This is a genomic window from Nocardia sp. BSTN01 (genome assembly GCF_015354405.1).
Taxonomy (GTDB): domain Bacteria; phylum Actinomycetota; class Actinomycetes; order Mycobacteriales; family Mycobacteriaceae; genus Nocardia.
In genome coordinates, this window is the sequence record NZ_JADKYP010000001.1 from 381,470 (window position 1) to 402,458 (window position 20,989).

Consider the following 20,989-nt stretch of genomic DNA (forward strand, 5'->3'; position numbering starts at 1 on the left):
CCTTCCCGCCCCCTGCGCCCACGAGTTACCATGGATATCGGTATCGAATATACGTTCGAATCGACGAAGGTGTGTGCCGCTATGGGCTGGGGAAACGGCCCGCCCACCTGGGCGGAAATGGAGCGGGTGCTCTCCGGTCTGCCCGGGCGCGGGGACACCCCACCGGGCGACGGCGGGGACAGCCCGGCGTGGTCGCATACCCGCGGCGAATACCGGGCGGGGACGCGGCCGGAGGCGAGCGGTCCGCTGGTGCCGTATGCGGAATTGCACACGCATTCGGCCTACAGCTTTCTCGACGGCGCCTGCCAACCCGAGGACATGGTGGAGGAGGCGGTGCGGCTGGGGCTCGAGGCCCTGGCGCTCACCGATCACAACGGCTTCTACGGTGTGGTGCGTTTCGCGGAGGCCGCCGCCGAATGGGGGCTGCCGACGGTGTTCGGCGCCGAATTGTCGCTGGGGCAAACCCGCGACGCGGCAACGATATTCGGTTCGGCGCCGATGGACGATTCCCAGCCGCGCACGGGAGAACCGGACCCGTCCGGACCACATCTGCTGGTGCTGGCGCGCGGGCAGGAAGGATATCGGCGGCTGTCGCGGGAGATGTCGGCGGCACATATGGTGGCCGGCGAGAAGGGAATTCTGCGGTACGACCTGGATCGGCTCGCCGCCGCCGCGGACGGCCACTGGCATATTCTCACCGGCTGCCGCAAAGGTCACGTGCGCCGGGCGCTGGAACGTGGTGATGCCGAGGCGGAGGCGGAGCTGCGCCGGTTGATGGATCTGTTCGGACGCGACCGGGTGAGCGTCGAACTCACCCACCACGGAGTGCCCGACGACGACGAACGCAATGCGCGGCTGATCGCCCTCGCCACCCGGTTGGACGTGCCGGTGATCGCCACGACGGCAGCGCATTTCGCGACCCCCGCCCAGGGGCGCCGGGCGATGGCGCTGGCGGCGATCCGGGCCCGGCGCAGTCTGGACGAGATCGACGGCTGGCTGCCGCCGACCGGCGGCGGGCATCTGCGGTCGGGTGCGGAAATGGCCCGGCTCTTCGCCGAATGCCCGCGGGCGGTGGCCGGGGCGGTCGATCTGGCCCGCGAATGCGCCTTCGATCTGCGCTTGATCGCCCCCGAATTACCGCCGTTCGACGTGCCGCCCGACCACGACGAGAATTCCTGGCTGCGAGAACTCACCCTCGCCGGGGCGCGCGAGCGTTACGGCCCGCCGGAGGGAAATCCCAAGGCGTATCGGCAGATCGAACACGAACTACGGATCATCACCGAACTCAATTTTCCCGGCTATTTCCTGGTCGTGCACGACATCGTCCACTTCTGCAAGCGCAACGACATCCTGTGCCAGGGCCGGGGGTCGGCGGCCAATTCCGCGGTCTGCTACGCGATCGGCATCACCAATGTGGATCCGGTCGCCAACGATCTGCTGTTCGAACGCTTTCTGGCGCCCGAACGCGACGGCCCGCCCGATATCGATCTCGATATCGAATCCGATCGCCGGGAGGAGGCGATCCAGCACGTCTACCGCAAGTACGGTCGCGAATACGCCGCCCAGGTAGCCAATGTGATCACCTATCGCGGTAAGTCCGCGGTGCGCGATGCCGCTCGCGCGCTGGGGTTTTCACCCGGACAGCAGGATGCGTTCAGCAAACAGGTGAGCCGGTGGACCGGAGTGGCGTCCGAAACGCATACCGATATTCCGGATCGGGTCCTGGAACTGGCGGGCGAGATCGAGGGCCTGCCCCGGCATCTCGGCATTCATTCCGGCGGCATGGTGATCTGTGATCGGCCGATCGCCGACGTCTGCCCGGTCGAGTGGGCGCGCATGCCCGGTCGCAGCGTCCTGCAGTGGGACAAGGACGATTGTGCCGCAGCGGGTCTGGTGAAATTCGATCTGCTCGGCCTGGGCATGCTGTCGGCCCTGCACTACATGATCGATCTGGTGCGCGAGCACAAAGGTGAGGTCGTCGAATTGCACGCTCTCGATCTCACCGAATCCGCCGTCTACGAGATGCTCGCGCGCGCGGATTCGGTGGGAGTGTTCCAGGTCGAGTCGCGCGCCCAGATGGCGACGCTGCCGCGGCTGCGCCCGCGTGCTTTCTACGATCTCGTCGTGGAGGTCGCGCTGATCCGGCCCGGTCCCATTCAGGGCGGTTCGGTGCATCCCTATATCCGCCGGCGCAACGGCCGGGAGGAGGTGACGCTCGACCATCCGGCGCTGGAGAGTTCGCTGGCCCGCACCCTCGGAATCCCGCTGTTTCAGGAACAGCTCATGCAGATGGCGATCGATATCGCGGGATTCAGTCCCGCCGAGGCGGATCAGTTGCGCCGCGCGATGGGATCGAAACGGTCACCGCAGCGCATGGAGCGGCTGCGCGGTCGCTTCTATCAGGGCATGCGCGATCTGCACGGAATCACCGGAGAGCTGGCCGATCGCATCTACGAGAAGATCTACGCCTTCGCGAATTTCGGTTTCCCGGAAAGTCATTCGCAGAGTTTCGCCGCGCTGGTGTTCTATTCGGCCTGGTTCAAACTGCATCATCCCGCCGCGTTCTGCGCGGGGCTGCTGAACGCGCAGCCGATGGGTTTCTACTCTCCGCAGTCGCTGGTGGCCGACGCCCGCCGGCACGGGGTGGTGGTGCACGGACCGGATATCAATCACAGCCTGGCCGGGGCGACGCTCGAGCAGAACGGAACCCAGGTGCGGCTCGGCTTGTCCACGGTCCGGCACATCGGTGACGACGTGGCCGAGAAGATCGTCGCGGCACGGTCCTCCGGTCCCTATCGATCGTTCCTGGATCTGACCGGCCGGGTCGAGTTGTCCGTGCCGCAGGCCGAGGCCCTCGCCACCGCGGGTGCGCTCGGCAGTATCGAATCCGCGTCCGGCCGCGGGCTCGACCGCCGGCAGGCGCTGTGGGCGGCCGGTGCGGCGGCGGGGGAGCGGGCGGATCGGCTGCCGGGGACCGGGGCGGTCACCGACGCACCGGCGCTGCCCGGGATGAGCGAACTGGAAATGGCGGCCGCCGACGTGTGGGCGACCGGTGTGTCGCCCGGCCGCTATCCCACCGAATTCCTGCGCCCGCGCCTGGACGAACTCGGCGTGGTCGCCGCGAACCGGCTGCTCGCCGTGCCCGACGGGTCGAAGGTGCTGATCGGCGGCGCGGTGACGCACCGGCAGCGGCCGGCCACCGCCTCCGGAGTCACCTTCATCAACCTGGAGGACGAGACCGGCATGGTGAACGTGGTGTGCTCGGTGGGCCTGTGGCGCCGCTACCGCCGCATCGCCCAGGGCGCCCCCGCGCTGCTGATCCGGGGCCGGGTGCAGAACGCCGAGGGCGTGGTGAGCGTGGTGGCGGAACATCTGCAACGCATGGACCTGCGGATGGCCTCGAAGTCGCGCGATTTCCGCTGAACCGGCGCGGCTACGCTCATCGCACCGCCCGAACATCGCATCGCCCGAAAATCGAGGAGCAGCACGTGCCGACCGTGGTCCGCGCGACCATCAAACCCAACAGCCGCAAGGGCCCACTCGTCGAAACTCTCGACGACGGCACCCTGCAGCTGTACGTGCGCGCCCCCGCGGTGGAGGGCAAGGCCAACAAGGCCGCGATCGAACTGCTCGCCGAGCACTACGGTGTGCCCAAGTCGGCCGTCCACCTCACCGCGGGCGCCACCTCCCGCTTCAAACGCTTCGCGATCGACATCTGAGGCGCCCGACGCGGTAGGCCGTTGCCGCCTACACGGCTCCCGGGAACCCCAGCTGCCGCCATGCCTCGTACACCGCGACCGCCGCGGCATTGGAGAGGTTCATCGACCGGCGGCCCGGCAGCATGGGGATGCGCAGCTGGTCGGTGATGTGCGGATCGGCCAGAACATCGGCCGGGAGGCCGGTCGGTTCCGGACCGAACAGCAGGACGTCACCGGCACGGTAGGCGATGTCGGTGTTGTGCGTGGTGGCATGGGTGGTGAAGGCGAAGACGCGCTCGGGACGCAGGGATTTCCATGCGGCGGAAAGGTTTTCGTGCACGGTGACCACCGCGAGATCGTGGTAGTCCAGTCCGGCGCGGCGCAGCTTCGGCTCCGACAGATCGAATCCGAGCGGCTCGATCAGATGCAGTTCGCACCCCGTGCCGGCCGCCAGACGGATCGCATTGCCCGTATTCGGTGGGATACGCGGTTCGAAGAACACCAGCTTGAGCACACCGAGACGGTACCCGTCCCGGATAAATGGCACGCGGCGGAGCCGGGCCTCTGTTACCGTGACCGGCGGCCGTGTCGTTGCGGCCGATCCGTTCCAACGGCGGCGGCCATTCGCGCTGGTTTGCGAGCCGCGGCCGACCGTGGGGAGCATTTCGTCACAGTGCTCGGCCACGCCGAGTACTACCCGCGGTTCGGTTTCCGGCGGGCAAGCCGGTACGGCATCGATCTGAGCATCGATGTCCCCGATGACGCGCTGATGGCCCTGGCGCTCGACGCGGCCCATCCGCTTCCGGCGGGCCGTATCCACTACGCCGCTCCCTTCGGCGTCTGACAGCCGCTCGGTCGCGGCGGCCGCATCCGGTGGCCGTCGTGACCGGGCCGCCCCCGCTCCCGGTGGCGGCATGACCGGACATGCGAGAATCGCAGCCGTGACCGACGTGCCGACCACTCACCCGCAGCATTCCAGCCCGGCGAGCCGCTTCTTCCAGGTTCATCTGCCGATGCTGCTGGTCGTCGTGGTGCTGCTGGTCGCGGTGGTTTTCCTGGCCCAGGACCGGTGGCGGCGCGGTGCGTTCTTCATCGGCGGTGCGACGCTGCTCGCGGCCGTGTTCCGGTTGTGCCTGCCGTCGGCGAGGGTCGGGCTGCTGGCGGTGCGCAGCCGCCCGTTCGACATCGGCGCCTATACCGTGCTGGGCGGCGCGATCATCGTCATGGCGGCCACCATCAGCAGCCTCGGCGTCGGCTGAACTCTCCAGGACGGACTCAGGATTCGCGGGCGTCCTGGGCGGCGCGCGCCAATTCCATCGTCTGCTCCAGCAATTTGCCGATCGCCTCGATCTCGGTGAGGAAACCGTCGTGGCCGTCGCGCGAGTGCACGACTTCCAGACCTTTGCAGCCGGGTAGCAGATCGGCCAGTTCCTGCTGGGTCCGCAACGGATACAACCGGTCCGAGTCCACGCCGCCGACCACGCACGGCACCGGGGTGGCGGCCAGCGCGGCCTCGATGCCGCCGCGCCCGCGGCCGACGTCGTGCCGGTTCATGGCCTCGGTCAGCAGCACGTAGGTGGCCGCGTCGAACCGCGCGACCAGCTTGTCGGCCTGATGCTCCAGATAACTCTGCACCGCGTAACGGCCGCCGTCCCAAGGGTTTTCGTCGCCCTGAGCGGTGTTGGCGAACCGGTGGTCGAGTTCGAATTCGGTGCGGTAGGTCAGATGCGCGATCCGGCGCGCGATGCCCAGTCCGGCCAGCGGCCGACGGCCGGTGCCGTGGTAATCGCCGTCCTGCCAGTCCGGATCCGAGGTGATCGCGGCGATCTGAGTGGTCTGGGTGCCGATCTGATCCGCGGTGGCGCGGGCGCCGACCGCCAGCACCAGGGCCGCGTCGACCCGATCGGGGTATCCGACCATCCACTCCAGCACCCGCATGCCACCCATCGAACCGCCGACCACCGCGGCGATACGGGTCAGCCCGAGCAGGTCGAGCAGCGCCACTTCGGCGCTCACCTGGTCGCGGATCGAAATCTCCGGAAAGCGTGCACCCCAAGGCTTTCCGTCCGGTGCGAGGGACGAGGGGCCGGTGCTGCCCTGGCAACCACCCAGAACGTTGGTCGCGATCACACACCAGCGGTCGGTGTCCAGGGCCGCGCCGGGCCCGACCAGCCCGTCCCACCAGCCGGGCAGGGCGTGCAGTTCGTCGGGCTGCCCGCAGACGTGCGAATCGCCGGTCAGCGCGTGTTCGACCAGCACCACGTTGTCCAAGCCGGGGGCCAGTTCACCCCAGCGCTGCACGGCCAGTTCGACACCGGGGACGACAGCGCCGTTCTCGAGGCGGACATCGCCGACGCCGATGATTCCGACCGTGCCGTCCGGCGGGGGTAGCAGTGTCGTTGCGCCCGGGCGTGACGTGCTCGATTCGATACTCACGGTCACCGTGCCGTCACCACGTCGAGCCGTGCCACGCGATCGATCCCCGCGCCGCCGATTCCCCTCACCCGCATCGGCCCGCGGACCTGCCGGAATGCGGCGCCGGCGGCCGCCGGGTCGGCGCACGGCGAGAGCGCGCGCGTGGTCGAGGCGGTACGGAGGGCTGGGGCACACACATCCCTGATGGTAGCGATACGGCTGTGCCGCTCCGCCGCCTCCACGGACTTGCCGGCGATGGGCACGGTGGACTCGCTCACTTGTTGCTCCTGACAGTCGCGCTTGCCCTCGGCTTTCGAGAGCCCGGTCAATCACCCGGAGCACCCCACCGCAACTGGAGGGTTGCCGGCCAGCGAGCCGGGGCTTGGCGCTGGCACTCATGACCTGCCGTGGATGGTAACAATCGGTCACGACGGGGGCGAGGGTTGGGCTCGACCGATTCGAGGCGGACGTTCGCGGCGTATGTCCGTTTCCCCGCCGATCGGCATCGGGCCGGTGTGACGTGGATAGCTCTCAATGGGACCGCCCCTGTCAGTGAGACCCAGCGCACCAGTACGCTTGTCTTGTTTAGCACCAGGCGTCTCGTGGACAACGCGGGGCGTATACGTTGTCTGTTGAACAGCTGGGGTCCGCTCACAAGCGTGCTCGCCTGGCCGTGCAATGGGAGCACACCTTCCTTAGGAGGACACGAAGATCCATGTCCAAGATCAAGGTTGAAGGGACCGTCGTCGAACTCGACGGCGACGAGATGACCCGGATCATCTGGCAGTTCATCAAGGACAAGCTGATCCATCCGTACCTCGATGTGAACCTCGAGTACTACGACCTCGGCATCGAAACCCGCGACAAGACCGATGACCAGGTCACCGTCGACGCGGCCAACGCCATCAAGAAACACGGCGTCGGCGTCAAATGCGCCACCATCACCCCCGACGAGGCACGCGTCGAAGAATTCGGCCTCAAGAAGATGTGGCGTTCGCCGAACGGCACGATTCGTAACATCCTCGGCGGCACCATTTTCCGCGCGCCGATCATCATTTCCAATGTTCCGCGTCTGGTGCCCGGCTGGACCAAGCCGATCATCATCGGCCGTCACGCCTTCGGTGACCAGTACCGCGCCACCGATTTCAAGGTGCATCAGGCCGGCACCGTCACGATTCAGTTCACCCCGGAGGACGGCTCCGAGCCGATCGTCCACGAAGTGGTGAAGATGCCCGAGGACGGCGGCGTCGTCATGGGTATGTACAACTTCAAGAAGTCGATCGAGGACTTCGCGCGGGCGTCGCTGAACTACGGTCTGCAGCAGAACTACCCCGTCTACATGTCGACGAAGAACACCATCCTGAAGGCCTACGACGGCATGTTCAAGGACACCTTCCAGGAGATCTTCGAGACCGAGTTCAAGGACGAGTTCGCGGCCGCGGGACTGACCTACGAGCACCGGCTGATCGACGATATGGTCGCCTCCGCGCTGAAGTGGGAGGGCGGCTACGTCTGGGCCTGCAAGAACTACGACGGCGACGTGCAGTCCGACACCGTGGCGCAGGGCTTCGGCTCGCTGGGCCTGATGACCTCGGTGCTGCTCACCCCGGACGGCCGCACCTGTGAGGCCGAGGCGGCGCACGGCACGGTGACCCGCCACTTCCGGCAGCACCAGCAGGGCAAGCCCACCTCCACGAACCCGATCGCCTCGATCTTCGCGTGGACGCGCGGTCTGGCGCATCGCGGCAAACTGGACGACACTCCCGAGGTCATCGGCTTCGCGCAGACCCTCGAGGACGTCGTCATCAAGACCGTCGAAAGCGGCCAGATGACCAAGGATCTGGCGCTGCTGGTCGGCGGCAACCAGGGCTATCTGACCACCGAGGAGTTCCTCGGCGTGCTCGATGCGAACCTGGCGCGCGAACTGAGCTGAACGCTCACGACCGGCCGGAATCCGGCGCGGCCGGTAGACATATCCGGGCACCCGCCCCCACCGATCCCGGTGGCCGCGGGTGCCCGAATTGCTTTGCGCGTCGACGGCGGGAGCCGGATGCGTGAGTCGAATCACCCCGGCCGCCGGTATCGCCGTGGCGGCCGCGCGTGTTGGCCACACCCATGGCCGACTCAGCTCCCGTGCGCACCGCACCTCCCGTCGACTTCCCACAGGAGTCACCCGCGAGTGACGCGTCGTCCCGTGCGCTCGGCTCCGGGGTGGCGCCGGAGACTCGCACCGGTTGGCATATCCCGGCGATGCTCGCGCTGGCGCTCGGCGGTTTCGGGATCGGCACCACCGAATTCGTCACCATGGGACTGCTGCCCGACATCGCCGCGGACCTGCATGTTTCGGAGCCCACCGGCGGACATGCCGTCTCGGCGTACGCGCTGGGTGTGGTGGTCGGCGCGCCCGTGATCGCGGCGCTGTGCGCCCGGATGCCGCGCAAGCGCCTGCTGATCGCTTTGATGGTCGCGTTCACCATCGGAAATATCGCCTCGGTGCTGGCCCCGGCATTCCCCGCTCTGATCGCGGCCCGGTTCGTCGCGGGCCTGCCACACGGCGCCTATTTCGGCGTGGCCTCGCTCGCGGCCGCCTCATTGGCTCCCGGGGGGCAGCGAGCCAAGGCGGTCGCCGCGGTGATGCTGGGCCTGAGCGCCGCCAATGTGGTGGGCGTTCCCGCCGCCACCTGGCTGGGGCAGGGCCTCGGCTGGCGCGACGCCTATGTGGTCGTGGCCGTCATCGGGCTCGCCACGGTGTTCGCGATCAGCCGCTTCGTACCCGATCTGCACGGGGTGCGAGTGACCGATCCCCGCACCGAGCTCACCGCCCTCCGCCGTCCGCAGGTGCTGCTGACGCTGCTGGTCGGCGCGGTCGGCTTCGGCGGCATGTTCGCGGTCTACACCTACATCACCTCGACCCTCACCGACGTCGCCGGCATGGGACAGGGCCTCGTACCGATCGTGCTGGCGCTGTTCGGCCTGGGCATGGTCGCGGGCAATATCGGCGGCGGCGTCCTCGCCGACCGCGGTGTGGACCGCTCGGTGTTCGTCGCACTCCTCGCGATGGTCGTCATTCTCGCGGGTTTCGTTGCGGCAGCCCACAACCCGTTCACCGCCGCCGCGGGCGCATTCCTGGTCGGCGCCTCCGGAGCCGCCCTGGCCCCCGGCCTGCAGACCCGCCTGATGGACGTCGCCCACGACGCCCAAACCCTCGCCGCGGCCCTCAACCACGCCGCCTTGAACATCGCGAACGCGGCGGGAGCGTGGCTGGGCGGCCTCGTCATCGCGGCGGGGCTGGGATACACCGCGCCGGCCGTCGTGGGTGCGGGTCTGGCTGTCGCGGGGGTGGTGCTGTTCACCGTGACCGTCTGGTCGGCCCGCCGCACGGTGCGGCACCACCAGGCGGTCGTCCTCGGCCGCAGCTGACCGGTTCGGATACAGCCCCAACCTCCGCTCGTTCCCTTCTCCGGCGTGGTTGAGTGATCCCGAGCAGGCGGCAGCACTCGACCGGGAGGTCAGGATGGATCCGCAAATACAGGGGAGCGGCGGTGGCGATGCGCGGCGGCGGGCGGTGCTGTATGCCGCCGCGCGGACCGCGCTGACGACGATCGTGCTGGTGGTGCTGTATTTCGTCCTGCCCTTTCATCATTTGAACGAGCTCGGTCCGATTCTGGGGCTGTGCGGTGGTCTGGTGGTGGTGGTCGTACTCATCGTGCGGCAGGCCACGCGCATCGTGGCCGCGCCCTATCCCGGGCTGCGTGGGGCCGAGGCGCTGACCATGATCGCGGTGGCCTTCATTCTCTTGTTCGCCACCACGTACGTCCTGATGTCGGCGGCCGAGCCGGATAGTTTCACGGTGCTGCTGACCCGGATCGACGCGCTCTATTTCACGGTGACCGTGCTGGGGACGGTCGGTTTCGGCGATATCGCGGCGACCTCGCAGGTGGCGCGCGTCATCGTGACCGTGCAGATTCTGGCCGATCTGGCGCTCATCGGCGCCGGGGTGCGGGTGCTGCTGGCCGCGATACGACGCGGACGTGCGGCGCGCGAGCCCGAGTGAGTTTCATGCACGTGTGTATGTAAGTGTAGGATTTCCGGATGGCCAGATCTGTCGTCGGTAAGCCGCCGCGTCGTACCCAGGAGCAGCGCAGCAGCGAGATGCGGGTGCGATTGCTCGACGCGACCATCGATTGCCTGGTCGAATACGGCTACGCGGGCACCACGACGCCGCGCGTCGCGGAGCGGGCCGGGGTCACCCGCGGCGCGCAGGTGCACCACTTCGGTTCCAAAACCGATCTGGTCGTGGCCGCCATTTCCCACCTGGCGCAGCGGCGCACCGAGGCCGCGATGAAGGAGTTGGGCCGGTTGCGCGCCGGTGACGATCCGATCGGCGCCACCCTGGACGCGATGTGGGAACTGCACCAAGGGCCGCTGTTCATCGCGGCCATGGAGCTGTGGGTGGCCGGCCGCACCGATCCGGTGCTGGCCGCCGAGGCCGAGAAGGTCGAACCGTTCGTCAACAACGCCGTCCTGATGGCGGTATCGCAGCTGGTCCCGGATGAGTTGCGGCGCAAGGAAGTCCGCGACTTCGCCTATACCGCGATGGATACCCTGCGCGGAATTCTGGTCTCCAACTTCGTCTCTCCGGATCCGGAGCGTGCCCACCGCCGCTGGCGGCGCGCTTCCGCGCATCTGCGCCGGGCCGCCGAATCCGCCCTCCCGGGCCTCGGAATCGGCGGCTGACGCCCCGTACCGCCATGCCGGTGCACCGTCGTCGACGCGTGAGCTGTAGCGAGCTACAGATGTATCTGTACGTATCAACACAAACGTTCTAGCTGGGCATATCTCCCGACCTGACGGCGAAAGCGCACACCCTATTGCGCCCTTACATACAGCTCCGTATGTTTGTTTCCAGTCGATCGGAACGGATCGACCACTGCCGCTCGAGGGGCGGCCGACTGGGAGAAGGGTGGTTCGATGACGAACAAGGTCTACGTCGTCGGCATCGGAATGACGAAGTTCGAGAAACCGGGTCGGCGGCAGGTCGAGGAGGCCGACGGCACGACCCGCGCGTGGGACTACCCGGATATGGCCCGGGAATCCGGCACCAAGGCGCTGGCCGACGCCGGGATCGACTACCGGGAGGTGCGGCAGGCCTACGTCGGCTATGTCTACGGCGAGTCCACCTCCGGCCAGCGCGCGGTCTACGAACTGGGGATGACCGGTATCCCGGTGATCAACGTGAACAACAACTGTTCCACCGGCTCCACCGCGCTTTATCTCGCGGCGCAGGCGGTTCGGGGCGGGCTGGCGGATTGCACGCTGGCGCTGGGCTTCGAGAAGATGCAGCCCGGTTCCCTCGGTTCCACCTGGGACGACCGCGAGCAGCCGATGGCCAAGCACATGATGGCGCTGGCCGAGATCTCCGAGGTGCTGTTCCCGCCGGCGCCGTGGATGTTCGGCGCCGCGGGCCGTGAACATATGAAGCAGTACGGCACCACCGCGGAGCATTTCGCGAAGATCGGGTACAAGAACCACAAGCATTCGGTGAACAACCCGTATTCGCAGTTCCAGGACGAGTATTCGCTCGACGACATTCTGGGCGCGCGGATGATCTACGACCCGCTCACCAAACTCCAGTGCTCGCCGACCTCGGACGGTTCGGGCGCGGTGATCCTCGCCTCCGAGGATTTCGTCGACCGGCACGGACTGGCCGGGCGGGCGGTGGAGATCGTGGGCCAGGCGATGACCACCGATTTCGCCTCCACCTTCGACGGCACCGCGAAGAACCTCATCGGCTACGACATGAACGTGCAAGCCGCGCAGCAGGTGTACCGGCAGTCGGGGCTCGGCCCGCAGGACTTCCAGGTGATCGAACTGCACGACTGCTTCTCCGCCAACGAACTGCTGCTCTACGAGGCGCTGGGCCTGTGCGGCGAGGGCGAGGCCGGCAGCCTCATCGACGGCGATCAGACGACCTACGGCGGCACGTGGGTGGTCAACCCGTCGGGCGGCCTCATCTCCAAAGGCCACCCCCTGGGGGCGACGGGTCTGGCTCAGTGCAGCGAGCTCACCTGGCAGCTGCGCGGTGACGCCGACAAACGTCAGGTCGAGGGCGTCACCGCCGCACTGCAGCACAACATCGGCCTCGGCGGAGCCGCGGTCGTCACCGCTTACCAGCGCGCTGAGCGCTGAAAAGGAGTACGAACATGGGTCACATCGAAGCCACCAAGAACCTCAACGCCACCCCGGACGCGCTGTGGGCGGTCGTCTCGGATCCGCAGACCTGGGACAAATGGTTCACCATTCACGAGCGCTGGATGGAGGAGCCACCGGCCACGCTGACCACGGGTTCGAAGCTGGTCGCCAAGATCATGATGCTCGGCATGGCGAACAAGATGGAATGGGTTGTCGAAGAGGTGAATTCGCCGAACAATCTGGTCCTCAGCGGCGCCGGGATGGCCGGTGTGAAGGTGAAGTTCTCCTTCGACATCACGCCCGAGGGGGCAGGCAGCAAATTCTCGGTCTCCGGTGATTTCGAGGGTGCGCTCATCAAGGGCGCGCTGGGCAAGGCGGTCGAGAAGGACGGCGCCAAGCAGCTGGACACCACCCTCGAACAGCTCGACGCCCTGGCGACGGCCTAGCGATATGGCCACCGAAACAGGGCCCCGGCCCGTGGAATTCGACGACGCGGGCCTGAACGTCTGGTCCGGCGAGGAGCGGTTCGAGGTCACCCGGGAGCGGATCGCCGAATACGCCGCCGCCACCAACGACCCCATTCCGGCTCACCTGTCCGGCGATATCGCCTCACCCGTCTTCGCCATCGTCCCCGTCTTCGAGGCGATGATGATGCCGGTGATCGACGTCGTCCCGATGGACATCTTCGGTCGAGTCGTGCACGGCGAGCAGGACTTTCACTTTCACCGCCCGATCCGGCCCGGTGATCGGCTGGTTTCGCGGGCCAAGGCGGTCGGCTACGAGGGCCGCGAGAACGGCACCACCATCACCATTCTCATCGAATGCCGGGACTCCGACGGTGAGCTCGTCAACGAGCAGTACCTGACCGCCTTCTTCCGCAACATCGATGTCGGCAAGCAGGTCGGTGAGAGCGCCCCGCCGCACAAATTCGGTCCCGGACTGGAGGCGCGGCCGCCCCTGGCCCGGGTCGCCGCGCACGTGGACGACGATCAGACCTACCGTTATGCCCCCGCCTCCGGCGATCCGGTGCCGCTGCACCTGGACGAGCAGGTGGCCAAGGACGCCGGGCTGCCCGGCATCATCGCGCACGGTCTGTGCACGATGGCGATGTCGTCGTGGGCCGTTCTCACCGAGGTCGCCGGTTCCGACGCGCGGCGGTTGAAGCGGTTCGCGGTGCGCTTCTCGAAGATGGTGTTCCCCGGCGACGATCTGGAGACCCAGATCTGGAAGACCGGTTCGACCGGCGCCGACACCACCTACGCCTTCCGCACCGCACGCGGAACCGATCTCGTTCTCACCGACGGCCTGGCGGTCGTCGCCGACAACTCGTAGTCGAGGAGACTGTCATGGGTGTTCTGGATGGGCGGGTCGCCGTCATCACCGGCGCGGGCCGCGGCATCGGACGCGAACACGCGCTGTTGTTCGCGCGGGAGGGCGCCTCGGTCGTGGTGAACGACCTGGGCGGCAGTAACGCCGGGGAAGGCGCCGATGCCGGACCGGCGCAGGAGGTGGTGGACGAGATCCGCGCCGCGGGCGGGAAGGCGGTGGCCAACACCGACAACGTGGCGCAGTGGGACGGTGCGAAAAACCTGGTGGACCAGGCGATCTCGGAATTCGGCACGCTGGACGTGGTGATCAACAACGCCGGCATTCTGCGCGACGGGTTCATCGCCGGCCTGGAGGAAGCGCAGTGGGACGCCGTCATCGCAGTGCACCTGAAGGGCCATTTCAACGTGCTGCGCCACGCCGCGGCGTATTGGAAGGACCAGTCGAAGGCCGGTAAGCAGCCCAATGCCGCCGTCGTCAACACCGCCTCGGCCTCCGGCGTCACCCTGCCCAACGCCGGTCAGGCCAACTACGGCGCGGCCAAGGCCGGTATCGCCGCGTTGACCCTGGTCGCGGCGGAGGAACTGGAACGCTACGGCGTGCGGGTCAACGCCATCGCCCCGATGGCGCGCACCCGCTTGACCCTGGCCACGCCCGGGATGGGGGCGATCTTCGCCGCCGAGGTGGGCGAGGGTGAATTCGACGCCTTCAGCCCGGCCAACATCTCGCCGCTGGTCGCGTACCTGGCCACCGACAAATGCCCGGTCACCGGCAAGGTCTTCGCCGTCCAGGGCGGCGCCATCTCCGAGCTCGGCGGCTGGCATGACGTGAAGACCATCGAAACCGACGGCCCCTGGCTGATCGACGACATCGCAGCCCGGCTGCCCTGACGCGGGAGGAGAAAGACGATGTTCGAATGGTCCGAGACCGACGAGATGATCCGCGGGGCCGTGCGCGCCTTCATCGACAAGGAGATCCGGCCGCATCTGGACGCTCTCGACAGCGGTGAGATGCCGCCGTATCCGATCCTGCGAAAACTGTTCGGCGAGTTCGGCATCGACGTCATGGGGGGCGAGGCGATCGAGAAGATGCTCGCCAAGCAGCGTGCCGCCGAGGCCGCGCCGGAGGAGGCCGGGCAGCGTGACACGAAGCCCAGGTCCGGTGGTGACCCGTTCGGTGAGCAGCAGTCGTTGATGGCGGTGCTGATCAGTGAATTGTCCGGAGTGAGTATGGGTTTGGTCGCGGCGATGGGTGTCTCGATCGGCCTCGGCGCGGCCACGATCATGTCGCGCGGCACGCTCGCGCAGAAGGAACGCTGGCTCGCCGATATCGTGACCTTGAAGAAGGTGGCGGCCTGGGCCATCACGGAACCGGATTCGGGCTCCGATGCCTTCGGCGGTATGAAGACCTCGGTCAAACGCGACGGCGAGGATTACATCCTCAACGGCCAGAAGACCTTCATCACCAACGGTCCCTACGCCGATGTGGTGGTCGTCTACGCCAAACTCGACGAGGGCGACGGCACCGACAGGCGCGATCGCAAGGTGCTCACCTTCGTCCTCGACAAGGGCATGGAGGGTTTCACCCAGGGTAAACCGTTCAAGAAGATGGGATTGCACTCCTCGCCCACCGGCGAATTGTTCTTCGACAACGTGCGATTGGGCAGGGACCGGTTGCTCGGCGAAACCGAGGACCACCAGGGCGGCGACGGACGCGAAAGCGCGCGAACGAGTTTCGTCGCCGAACGGGTCGGCGTGGGTTTCATGGCGCTGGGCATCATCAACGAATGTCACCGGCTCTGTGTGGAATACGCCAAGACCCGCACGCTGTGGGGTCAGGAGATCGGCCGCTTCCAGCTGGTGCAGCTCAAGCTCGCGAAGATGGAGATCGCCCGCATCAACGTGCAGAACATGGTCTTCAACACCCTCGAACGCGGCCGCGCGGGGAAACCGCCCACGCTGGCCGAGGCCTCGGCGATCAAACTGTACTGCTCGGAGACGGCCACCGAGGTCGCGATGGAGGCCGTGCAGTTGTTCGGCGGCAACGGCTACATGCAGGAATATCGCGTCGAACAACTCGCCCGCGATGCCAAGTCGCTGATGATCTACGCCGGCAGCAACGAGATCCAGGTGACCCATATCGCGAAGGGGCTCCTGGGCCGGTGATCGCCACGTGATGGCGGCCGGCGGATCGGCGCCGAGGGGTTCGAACCGATCCGCCGGCCTTTCTCACACCGCCCGCAGACGCGTGCGGCTGGCATAGACGTGCTCGGCGATGAGGGTCGCGATGCGGTCGGGAGCCTCCAGCATCGGGACGTGCCCCACGCCGTGCACCAGGATGCGGTCCGCCGTCTCGGGCAGTTCCCGCAGAAAACGCTTGGCATACATGCGATTCGGGATGATCCGGTCGTATTCGCACATCAGCAGCCGAACCGGCGTCCGCACCGTGGACAGATCGTCGAGGACGGCCATCCGCAAACCACTGGCGATCAACGGCAGCATGGCCGCGCAGTGGGTTGCCGACATGATCGCCGCCTCCACGCCGCGCCGGGGCGCCGCGGCGACATTCTTGCTCAGCAGCATGGCGGTGGCACGCCGGACCGGCGCGCTGAACCGGATCGAGGCGGGCAGGCGCTTGCCGATTTCCACGATCGGCACCAGCGACAGGAACTCGAGCCCCACCCGCAACTGGGCCAGCGACGGATTGTGCCAGCCACCTGCGGGGGCGATGGCGGTGAGTGTGCGCGCCCGGCCGCGGCGGGCCAATTCGAAGCCGACCCAGCCGCCGAGCGAGTTGCCCGCGATATGGCAGGTGCGCCAGCCCAATTCGTCGAGCTGTTCCTCGACCCGGTCGGCGAGCAGATTCACGTCGATGTACCAGCCGCTGAGGTCGGGGCCGCCCCAATGCCCGGCGAAGGCCGGAGCGAACACCTCGCAAGTAGCGGACAATCGGGACGCGACGTCCTCCCAGCAGTGCGGCGACATCAAAAAACCGTGCAACAGCAGCAGCGGATCACCCGATCCGGTGTGCAGGGCTGTCATCGGCGCAAGGGAGGTGGCGGGTTGGGTGGTGCCGGACGTCATCGTCGTCACCCCTTCCGGATCGGCGGCGGCCTGCTCGGCGTGGCCGCGATGTCCGCGAGGACGGGTTGATTCCCGCATTGTACGGTCGATACGTGGCCAGCATCATCAGTTCCGTCAACGTCAATGGCATACGCGCAGCTACCGGCAAGACCGGGAAGGGAATGCTCGAATGGCTCGCAGTGACCGAGGCCGACATCATCTGCCTGCAGGAGACCCGGGCAACCGATGAGCAGACCCGCAAGGCGCTGGCGCCGGTCCTCGACGCCGGGTGGTTCCTCGCCCACGCCGAGCCGGGAGCCAAGGGCCGCGCCGGGGTCGGCATTCTGTCGCGCCGCGAACCCACCCGCGTGCGAATCGGCTTCGGCAGCACCGAATTCGACGGCGTCGGCCGCTACGTGGAAGCCGACTTCGATGAGGTGACCGTCGCGAGCGTCTACGTGCACACCGGCGAGGCCGACACTCCCATGCAGGACGAGAAATACCGTTTCCTCGGCGAACTGGGCGCGCATATGAAGGCGCAGACCCGCGACTTCGTGATCTGCGGCGACTGGAACGTCGCCCACACCGAACTCGACATCAAGAACTGGAAGGGCAACGTCAAGAACTCCGGCTTCCTGCCCGGCGAGCGAGCCTGGATCGACGAGATGCTGGCAGCGGGCTACGTCGACGTGGTCCGCCAACTCCACCCGGGCGTGCCCGGCCCCTACAGCTGGTGGTCCTATCGCGGCCGCGCCTACGACAACGACGCCGGGTGGAGGATCGACTACCACCTCGCGCGCGGCGCGATCGCCGGTCGCGCGAAGCAGGCCGTGGTGGAACGCGCCCCCGAGTACGCGCTGCGCTGGTCGGACCACGCTCCGGTCACGGTGCAGTACCGCTGAACCTGATCAACTGCGGTGCTGATGTCGTGTCCGCATCGGAGGGAGTTCGCCGCCGATTCGGCCTGGGGATCGTCTGTACAGCGAACAACTCCGCGGCTCAGGGCACGATTAAGGCGTACGGGCGTCGAGCGCCTTGCGGATTAAATCTCGTGCGGCTTCACCGGTCGCGGACTGAGCGGCCAGCACATCGAACGCGCGGGCGTAGATCGCGATTTCTCGCGGTTGCGTAATCGTCAGCTCCGCCGTGATGCCTTCTACCGTGACCATATGTGAGTCGAACATGACGAAGTTCGTTGTCTGCATCGGCGGGCCTGCTTGCGCCGGAACGATTCCGAGCCGAACCCGGGAGAGGCCGATCACCGCCATCAGCCGGTCCAGCTGCCCAACCATTACGGCGTCGGTGCCAACCGAGGTATATAAAGTTTGCTCAGCGATGAGGATGTGAAAGCGCCGTTCACCTTTGTACAGGTACTGCTGACGTTCCAGCCGCTTGGAGACCGCCTCGTCCACGTCGTCAGGAAGGCGATAGAAAGCGACTGAATGCCTCAGGATGGCTTCGGCGTACTCGGCAGTCTGAAGAATGCCGGGAACAACGACCGGCTGATAGATCCTCATCAGCTTCGAGCGCTCAGCGAGCCTGGCCGACTTCTGCTGTCCCCGCTTCAGCCCCGCCGCGTGCTGACGCCGGTACTCCATATACGCGGCATCTATGTTGTGGACCGTCGCCAGCAGGTCTTCGAGTTGATCACCTGCGCCCGTGTGAGCGCAGTAGGCGCGGATGTCGGCGTCGGACGGCGTGACTCTGCCGTACTCGAGCTTGGAGACCTTCGTTTCGTGCCAGCCGGACAGGCGCGCAAGCTCACGGCCCGAGATTCCCGATCTGCGCCGAATCTCACGAAGCCGCTGCCCGAGCGCCTGCCGGGCCTCATGCACGCCGTTGCTCACCTTCGAAGGTCTACCGCATACTCGGTGTACGGCGTAGCGAGCTGCCACAGGCGCGTTTTCACCTGTCGGCATCGGTCGACAATCCACGGGTCGGTGGTTAGAGCCGAAGCCCCGGCCGCGCGGCCGTTCTCGTCGACGAGGTTGAACACCACCCGTTCGTCATCCAGCAGCCAGAAGTCATCTGCGGGCACCGCTCCTGCGAGATGCCGGGGCAAGTACCGAATATCTTCACCCGCTTCGGTATTCAGCGCAGTAAGCGTGAGCGACCACCGTTGGTAATCTACGTGCGGAACGGTGACGACGCGGACGCGGGTCACGCGCACACCCCTGCCGGTCGTCTCACGGACGAGTTGCCCCCACGATTCGAACCAGGCGTTGTCGTCCGGCTCACCGTTCAGGAACCGCCGCAGCGGTTCCGATTCGTTGGGTACCGCATAGGTGTCCCTGACCTCGAGGTGGAACGCTTCCCGCTGGCACTGCCCGAACAGATCAGGCCACGGATCGCCGTGAAGCAGTTGCACCGTAGAACGTCCTTTCTGCCTTCGGGACTTCGATAGCCGTCTCGTCGGTCTCGATCATCATCTGGTCCAGCGTCTCACGGTCGGTGATCGGGTGACCCGACACGAGGAACGTGCCTCGGCCGGTGTCGGTCAAGGTGGTACCGACGAAGGTGTCGGGTTCCAGGAAGCCGAGCAGCAGGTGAGGAATCTCCACCGTCTCCGGCCGGTCGGTCACCCAACCGATAATCGCGTAACTGGCCTGGTCAGTGGCATAGAGGGTCGGGCAATCGTTGGTTCCCGAACCACCCTTACCAAGGAAACGCAAGAGCATAGTCCAGCTCCGTATCTGCTTGTATGCACGGACTTTCCGCACCGAGTTCCATGATCCCTCGAGTCGTCTCGATTAGATAGCTGGTCGCTAAATATGAGCAAGTTTTATCAAACTCATGGACCCGCCTGATAGTGCGTTCGTACCGTTCCGACCGAGCCCCGGCACCGGATCGAAACCGACTTCTCCGGTGCTGGGTGCTTGACCAAGCGGACGATCGGTCCGCGCCGGAGACACCACCGCGTAAAGGGGTCGAGATGAGTGGACACGGAGACCAACCAGACCGGTGCACAAGGCTTTACACCTTTCCGGGTGGAGTGTTGGAGGTGCAGGCGTACCCCGGAGACCAACCGGGTGTCGGTGTGTATCTGGAGTACCGGCAGTCGTGCAACAGCGCTCGGACGTTCGGCCCATGCGAAGCCGAACGGCTCGGTTCGGCGGACGTCGAAGCGGAGGGCGCCTGATGGGGCTGTTCGTAGCGTTCGCGGTGCCGTTGGTGGCGTTCTTGGCGGTGCTCTTCTGGCCCCGAAAGCAGTGAAGAGAGAGGAGCTCGGCCGACGCCGCGAGCCGGGAACCTACATGGCCCGCGAACTGGTTACCGGCACGAAGGCGGAGCTGTTGCCGGTGGAGGTGATCATGCGGTTCCGTGACGCCCTCGAATCCGCAAGTGACAATCGAAATACCCAGGGGGATAGATGAATACGCGATGGAGTCTCGCTCTCGCTGCGGCGCTCATCGGCATAATTCCGGCGCTCACGGTCGGCGCCGGCCCCGCTCATGCCGACGCTGAACGGCAGGACGGCCCGGTGACGCTGTACGTGTCGGGGGAGGGGCTGACTGTCTACAAAGTGGTTACGACGCTGGCCGTGGCGCACGGCTACAGCGGGAACCTTCAGGCGTACTACCTGATCGTGCCTCCGGGTGGCAACGCTGCGAAGGCTGAGAAGAAGTACAGCGAGCATGTGTTCGGGGGTCCGTTGCGGCCGGGTGTAGCCCGAGATTCCTACGGTCCGACGGGCGGGTTCCTGGACGGTACCCAGCTGTGTGCGGGTTGGTGGGATCCGCTGGGACACCTCACTATTCCGGGGTATCCGTGTGTGAGGATTAATTCGTGACATCGCTCGCAGACGAAGGCTGGACGCCGGTAACCGCAGAGCGGACCGACGGTGGCTACACGTGGCGTGTGTGGTGCCACCCTGACCAGCCGGACTGGACCTATGTGGAAGCTCGCAGCGAGGCCGGCCGGGTGTTCTCTGGAGGCATCGGGGGCCGAAGAGAGCCGAACGAGGGTGTTCGCTTCTGGGTCGGCAAAGACGACGGTTTTCCGACCTTCGTCGGGGTCCGGTTCCCTGCCGAATTTTCTGGGATCGAGATCGAGACGACTCGCCGGGTGGTGACCGTCGGTGCCGATCAGACCGAAGCTCACTTCGGGATGCGGTACTACGCGATGCCGTTGGAAGAGGACGAAGAGCTGTGCGGTGTCGCCGGCGGAGGTGAACGCAGGCGCTACACCCCGGCCCCGGCAATCGGTACGGGTGAGACCGGTTTCTATCCGTCCGAGGGGGACAGGTAGCCGTCACCGTGAACTTTTCGTGCAAACCTCCGCAAAACTGCTGCGAAA

23 protein-coding genes and 1 riboswitch are annotated in these 20,989 nt (G+C 66.6%); of the genes, 16 read left to right on the plus strand and 7 right to left on the minus strand.

The genetic code is table 11. The annotated features are described in order from the left end of the window. Positions 1–81 precede the first annotated feature (81 nt). On the plus strand, positions 82–3,423 hold the full coding sequence (locus IRT45_RS01525) for an error-prone DNA polymerase (RefSeq protein ID WP_194804100.1): 3,342 nt from the start codon (positions 82–84) through the stop codon (positions 3,421–3,423). A gap of 65 nt (positions 3,424–3,488) precedes the next feature. After that, the gene (locus IRT45_RS01530; protein WP_039776639.1) at positions 3,489–3,719 is read left to right on the plus strand and encodes a DUF167 domain-containing protein; all 231 of its coding nucleotides are present in this window, start codon (positions 3,489–3,491) and stop codon (positions 3,717–3,719) included. A 28-nt stretch (positions 3,720–3,747) separates the two neighbouring features. Here the strand turns inward: IRT45_RS01530 and IRT45_RS01535 are convergent, their stop codons facing one another. Then, the gene (locus IRT45_RS01535; RefSeq protein WP_062994166.1) at positions 3,748–4,212 is read right to left on the minus strand and encodes a tRNA (cytidine(34)-2'-O)-methyltransferase; all 465 of its coding nucleotides are present in this window, start codon (positions 4,210–4,212) and stop codon (positions 3,748–3,750) included. Between the two features lie 120 nt (positions 4,213–4,332). On the opposite strand from IRT45_RS01535, the gene IRT45_RS01540 reads away from it, so the two are divergent. Further along, positions 4,333–4,542, plus strand: coding sequence for a hypothetical protein (locus IRT45_RS01540; RefSeq protein ID WP_309240751.1), 210 nt, complete (start codon positions 4,333–4,335; stop codon positions 4,540–4,542). 169 nt (positions 4,543–4,711) lie between these two features. Further along, positions 4,712–4,957, plus strand: a complete 246-nt coding sequence (locus tag IRT45_RS01545; protein WP_062994252.1) for a DUF3017 domain-containing protein — start codon at positions 4,712–4,714, stop codon at positions 4,955–4,957. Between the two features lie 16 nt (positions 4,958–4,973). Here the strand turns inward: IRT45_RS01545 and IRT45_RS01550 are convergent, their stop codons facing one another. Both IRT45_RS01550 and IRT45_RS01555 read right to left on the minus strand, forming a co-directional pair. Further along, entirely contained in the window at positions 4,974–6,092 is a 1,119-nt protein-coding gene (locus IRT45_RS01550; protein WP_228533334.1) for a homoserine O-acetyltransferase, read from the minus strand. A gap of 44 nt (positions 6,093–6,136) precedes the next feature. Continuing rightward, on the minus strand, positions 6,137–6,391 hold the full coding sequence (locus IRT45_RS01555; RefSeq protein ID WP_194804053.1) for a hypothetical protein: 255 nt from the start codon (positions 6,389–6,391) through the stop codon (positions 6,137–6,139). Between the two features lie 13 nt (positions 6,392–6,404). Beyond that, positions 6,405–6,516, minus strand: a riboswitch (SAM riboswitch). Between the two features lie 312 nt (positions 6,517–6,828). Between IRT45_RS01555 and IRT45_RS01560 the strand changes: the two genes are divergently transcribed. From IRT45_RS01560 to IRT45_RS01600, 9 genes are all read left to right on the plus strand, one after another. Continuing rightward, entirely contained in the window at positions 6,829–8,046 is a 1,218-nt protein-coding gene (locus IRT45_RS01560; protein WP_194804054.1) for an NADP-dependent isocitrate dehydrogenase, read from the plus strand. 182 nt (positions 8,047–8,228) lie between these two features. Next, a complete protein-coding gene (locus IRT45_RS01565) occupies positions 8,229–9,533 on the plus strand; it encodes an MFS transporter (RefSeq protein ID WP_228533245.1) in 1,305 nt (434 codons plus the stop codon). Positions 9,534–9,627: 94 nt separating this feature from the next. Further along, positions 9,628–10,167, plus strand: a complete 540-nt coding sequence (locus tag IRT45_RS01570; protein WP_194804055.1) for a potassium channel family protein — start codon at positions 9,628–9,630, stop codon at positions 10,165–10,167. A 38-nt stretch (positions 10,168–10,205) separates the two neighbouring features. Then, positions 10,206–10,850: a TetR/AcrR family transcriptional regulator gene (locus tag IRT45_RS01575; protein WP_104380025.1), complete on the plus strand. Its 645-nt coding sequence runs from the start codon at positions 10,206–10,208 to the stop codon at positions 10,848–10,850. Positions 10,851–11,084: 234 nt separating this feature from the next. After that, entirely contained in the window at positions 11,085–12,302 is a 1,218-nt protein-coding gene (locus tag IRT45_RS01580) for a lipid-transfer protein (protein WP_194804056.1), read from the plus strand. A gap of 14 nt (positions 12,303–12,316) precedes the next feature. Beyond that, positions 12,317–12,751, plus strand: a complete 435-nt coding sequence (locus IRT45_RS01585; RefSeq protein ID WP_194804057.1) for an SRPBCC family protein — start codon at positions 12,317–12,319, stop codon at positions 12,749–12,751. Positions 12,752–12,755: 4 nt separating this feature from the next. Continuing rightward, positions 12,756–13,637: a MaoC/PaaZ C-terminal domain-containing protein gene (locus tag IRT45_RS01590; RefSeq protein ID WP_194804058.1), complete on the plus strand. Its 882-nt coding sequence runs from the start codon at positions 12,756–12,758 to the stop codon at positions 13,635–13,637. A gap of 14 nt (positions 13,638–13,651) precedes the next feature. Then, on the plus strand, positions 13,652–14,521 hold the full coding sequence (locus tag IRT45_RS01595; protein ID WP_194804059.1) for an SDR family oxidoreductase: 870 nt from the start codon (positions 13,652–13,654) through the stop codon (positions 14,519–14,521). 18 nt (positions 14,522–14,539) lie between these two features. Next, positions 14,540–15,796, plus strand: coding sequence for an acyl-CoA dehydrogenase family protein (locus IRT45_RS01600; RefSeq protein ID WP_194804060.1), 1,257 nt, complete (start codon positions 14,540–14,542; stop codon positions 15,794–15,796). Positions 15,797–15,859: 63 nt separating this feature from the next. On the opposite strand, the gene IRT45_RS01605 is transcribed toward IRT45_RS01600, so the two are convergent. Next, positions 15,860–16,792 (minus strand): alpha/beta fold hydrolase, encoded by a 933-nt coding sequence (locus IRT45_RS01605; protein WP_223273386.1) that lies wholly within the window; start codon positions 16,790–16,792, stop codon positions 15,860–15,862. A gap of 14 nt (positions 16,793–16,806) precedes the next feature. On the opposite strand from IRT45_RS01605, the gene IRT45_RS01610 reads away from it, so the two are divergent. Beyond that, a complete protein-coding gene (locus IRT45_RS01610; protein ID WP_194804061.1) occupies positions 16,807–17,595 on the plus strand; it encodes an exodeoxyribonuclease III in 789 nt (262 codons plus the stop codon). Between the two features lie 108 nt (positions 17,596–17,703). Here IRT45_RS01610 and IRT45_RS01615 read toward each other — a convergent pair whose 3' ends face one another. From IRT45_RS01615 to IRT45_RS01625, 3 genes are read right to left on the minus strand one after another with little or no spacing between them, the layout of a single operon-like run. Further along, positions 17,704–18,540, minus strand: coding sequence for a helix-turn-helix transcriptional regulator (locus tag IRT45_RS01615; RefSeq protein WP_194804062.1), 837 nt, complete (start codon positions 18,538–18,540; stop codon positions 17,704–17,706). After that, positions 18,537–19,061 (minus strand): DUF6879 family protein, encoded by a 525-nt coding sequence (locus IRT45_RS01620; RefSeq protein ID WP_194804063.1) that lies wholly within the window; start codon positions 19,059–19,061, stop codon positions 18,537–18,539. Before IRT45_RS01620 ends, IRT45_RS01615 begins: the two co-directional genes overlap by 4 nt. Then, a complete protein-coding gene (locus IRT45_RS01625) occupies positions 19,030–19,371 on the minus strand; it encodes a hypothetical protein (protein ID WP_039776654.1) in 342 nt (113 codons plus the stop codon). Before IRT45_RS01625 ends, IRT45_RS01620 begins: the two co-directional genes overlap by 32 nt. A gap of 692 nt (positions 19,372–20,063) precedes the next feature. Here IRT45_RS01625 and IRT45_RS01630 point away from each other — a divergent pair. Continuing rightward, positions 20,064–20,483 carry a hypothetical protein gene (locus IRT45_RS01630; RefSeq protein WP_194804064.1) on the plus strand — a complete coding sequence of 140 codons (420 nt, stop codon included), beginning with the start codon at positions 20,064–20,066 and terminating at the stop codon, positions 20,481–20,483. Beyond that, positions 20,480–20,941: a hypothetical protein gene (locus tag IRT45_RS01635; RefSeq protein ID WP_194804065.1), complete on the plus strand. Its 462-nt coding sequence runs from the start codon at positions 20,480–20,482 to the stop codon at positions 20,939–20,941. The genes IRT45_RS01630 and IRT45_RS01635 overlap by 4 nt, the downstream gene beginning before the upstream one ends. Positions 20,942–20,989: the final 48 nt, after the last annotated feature.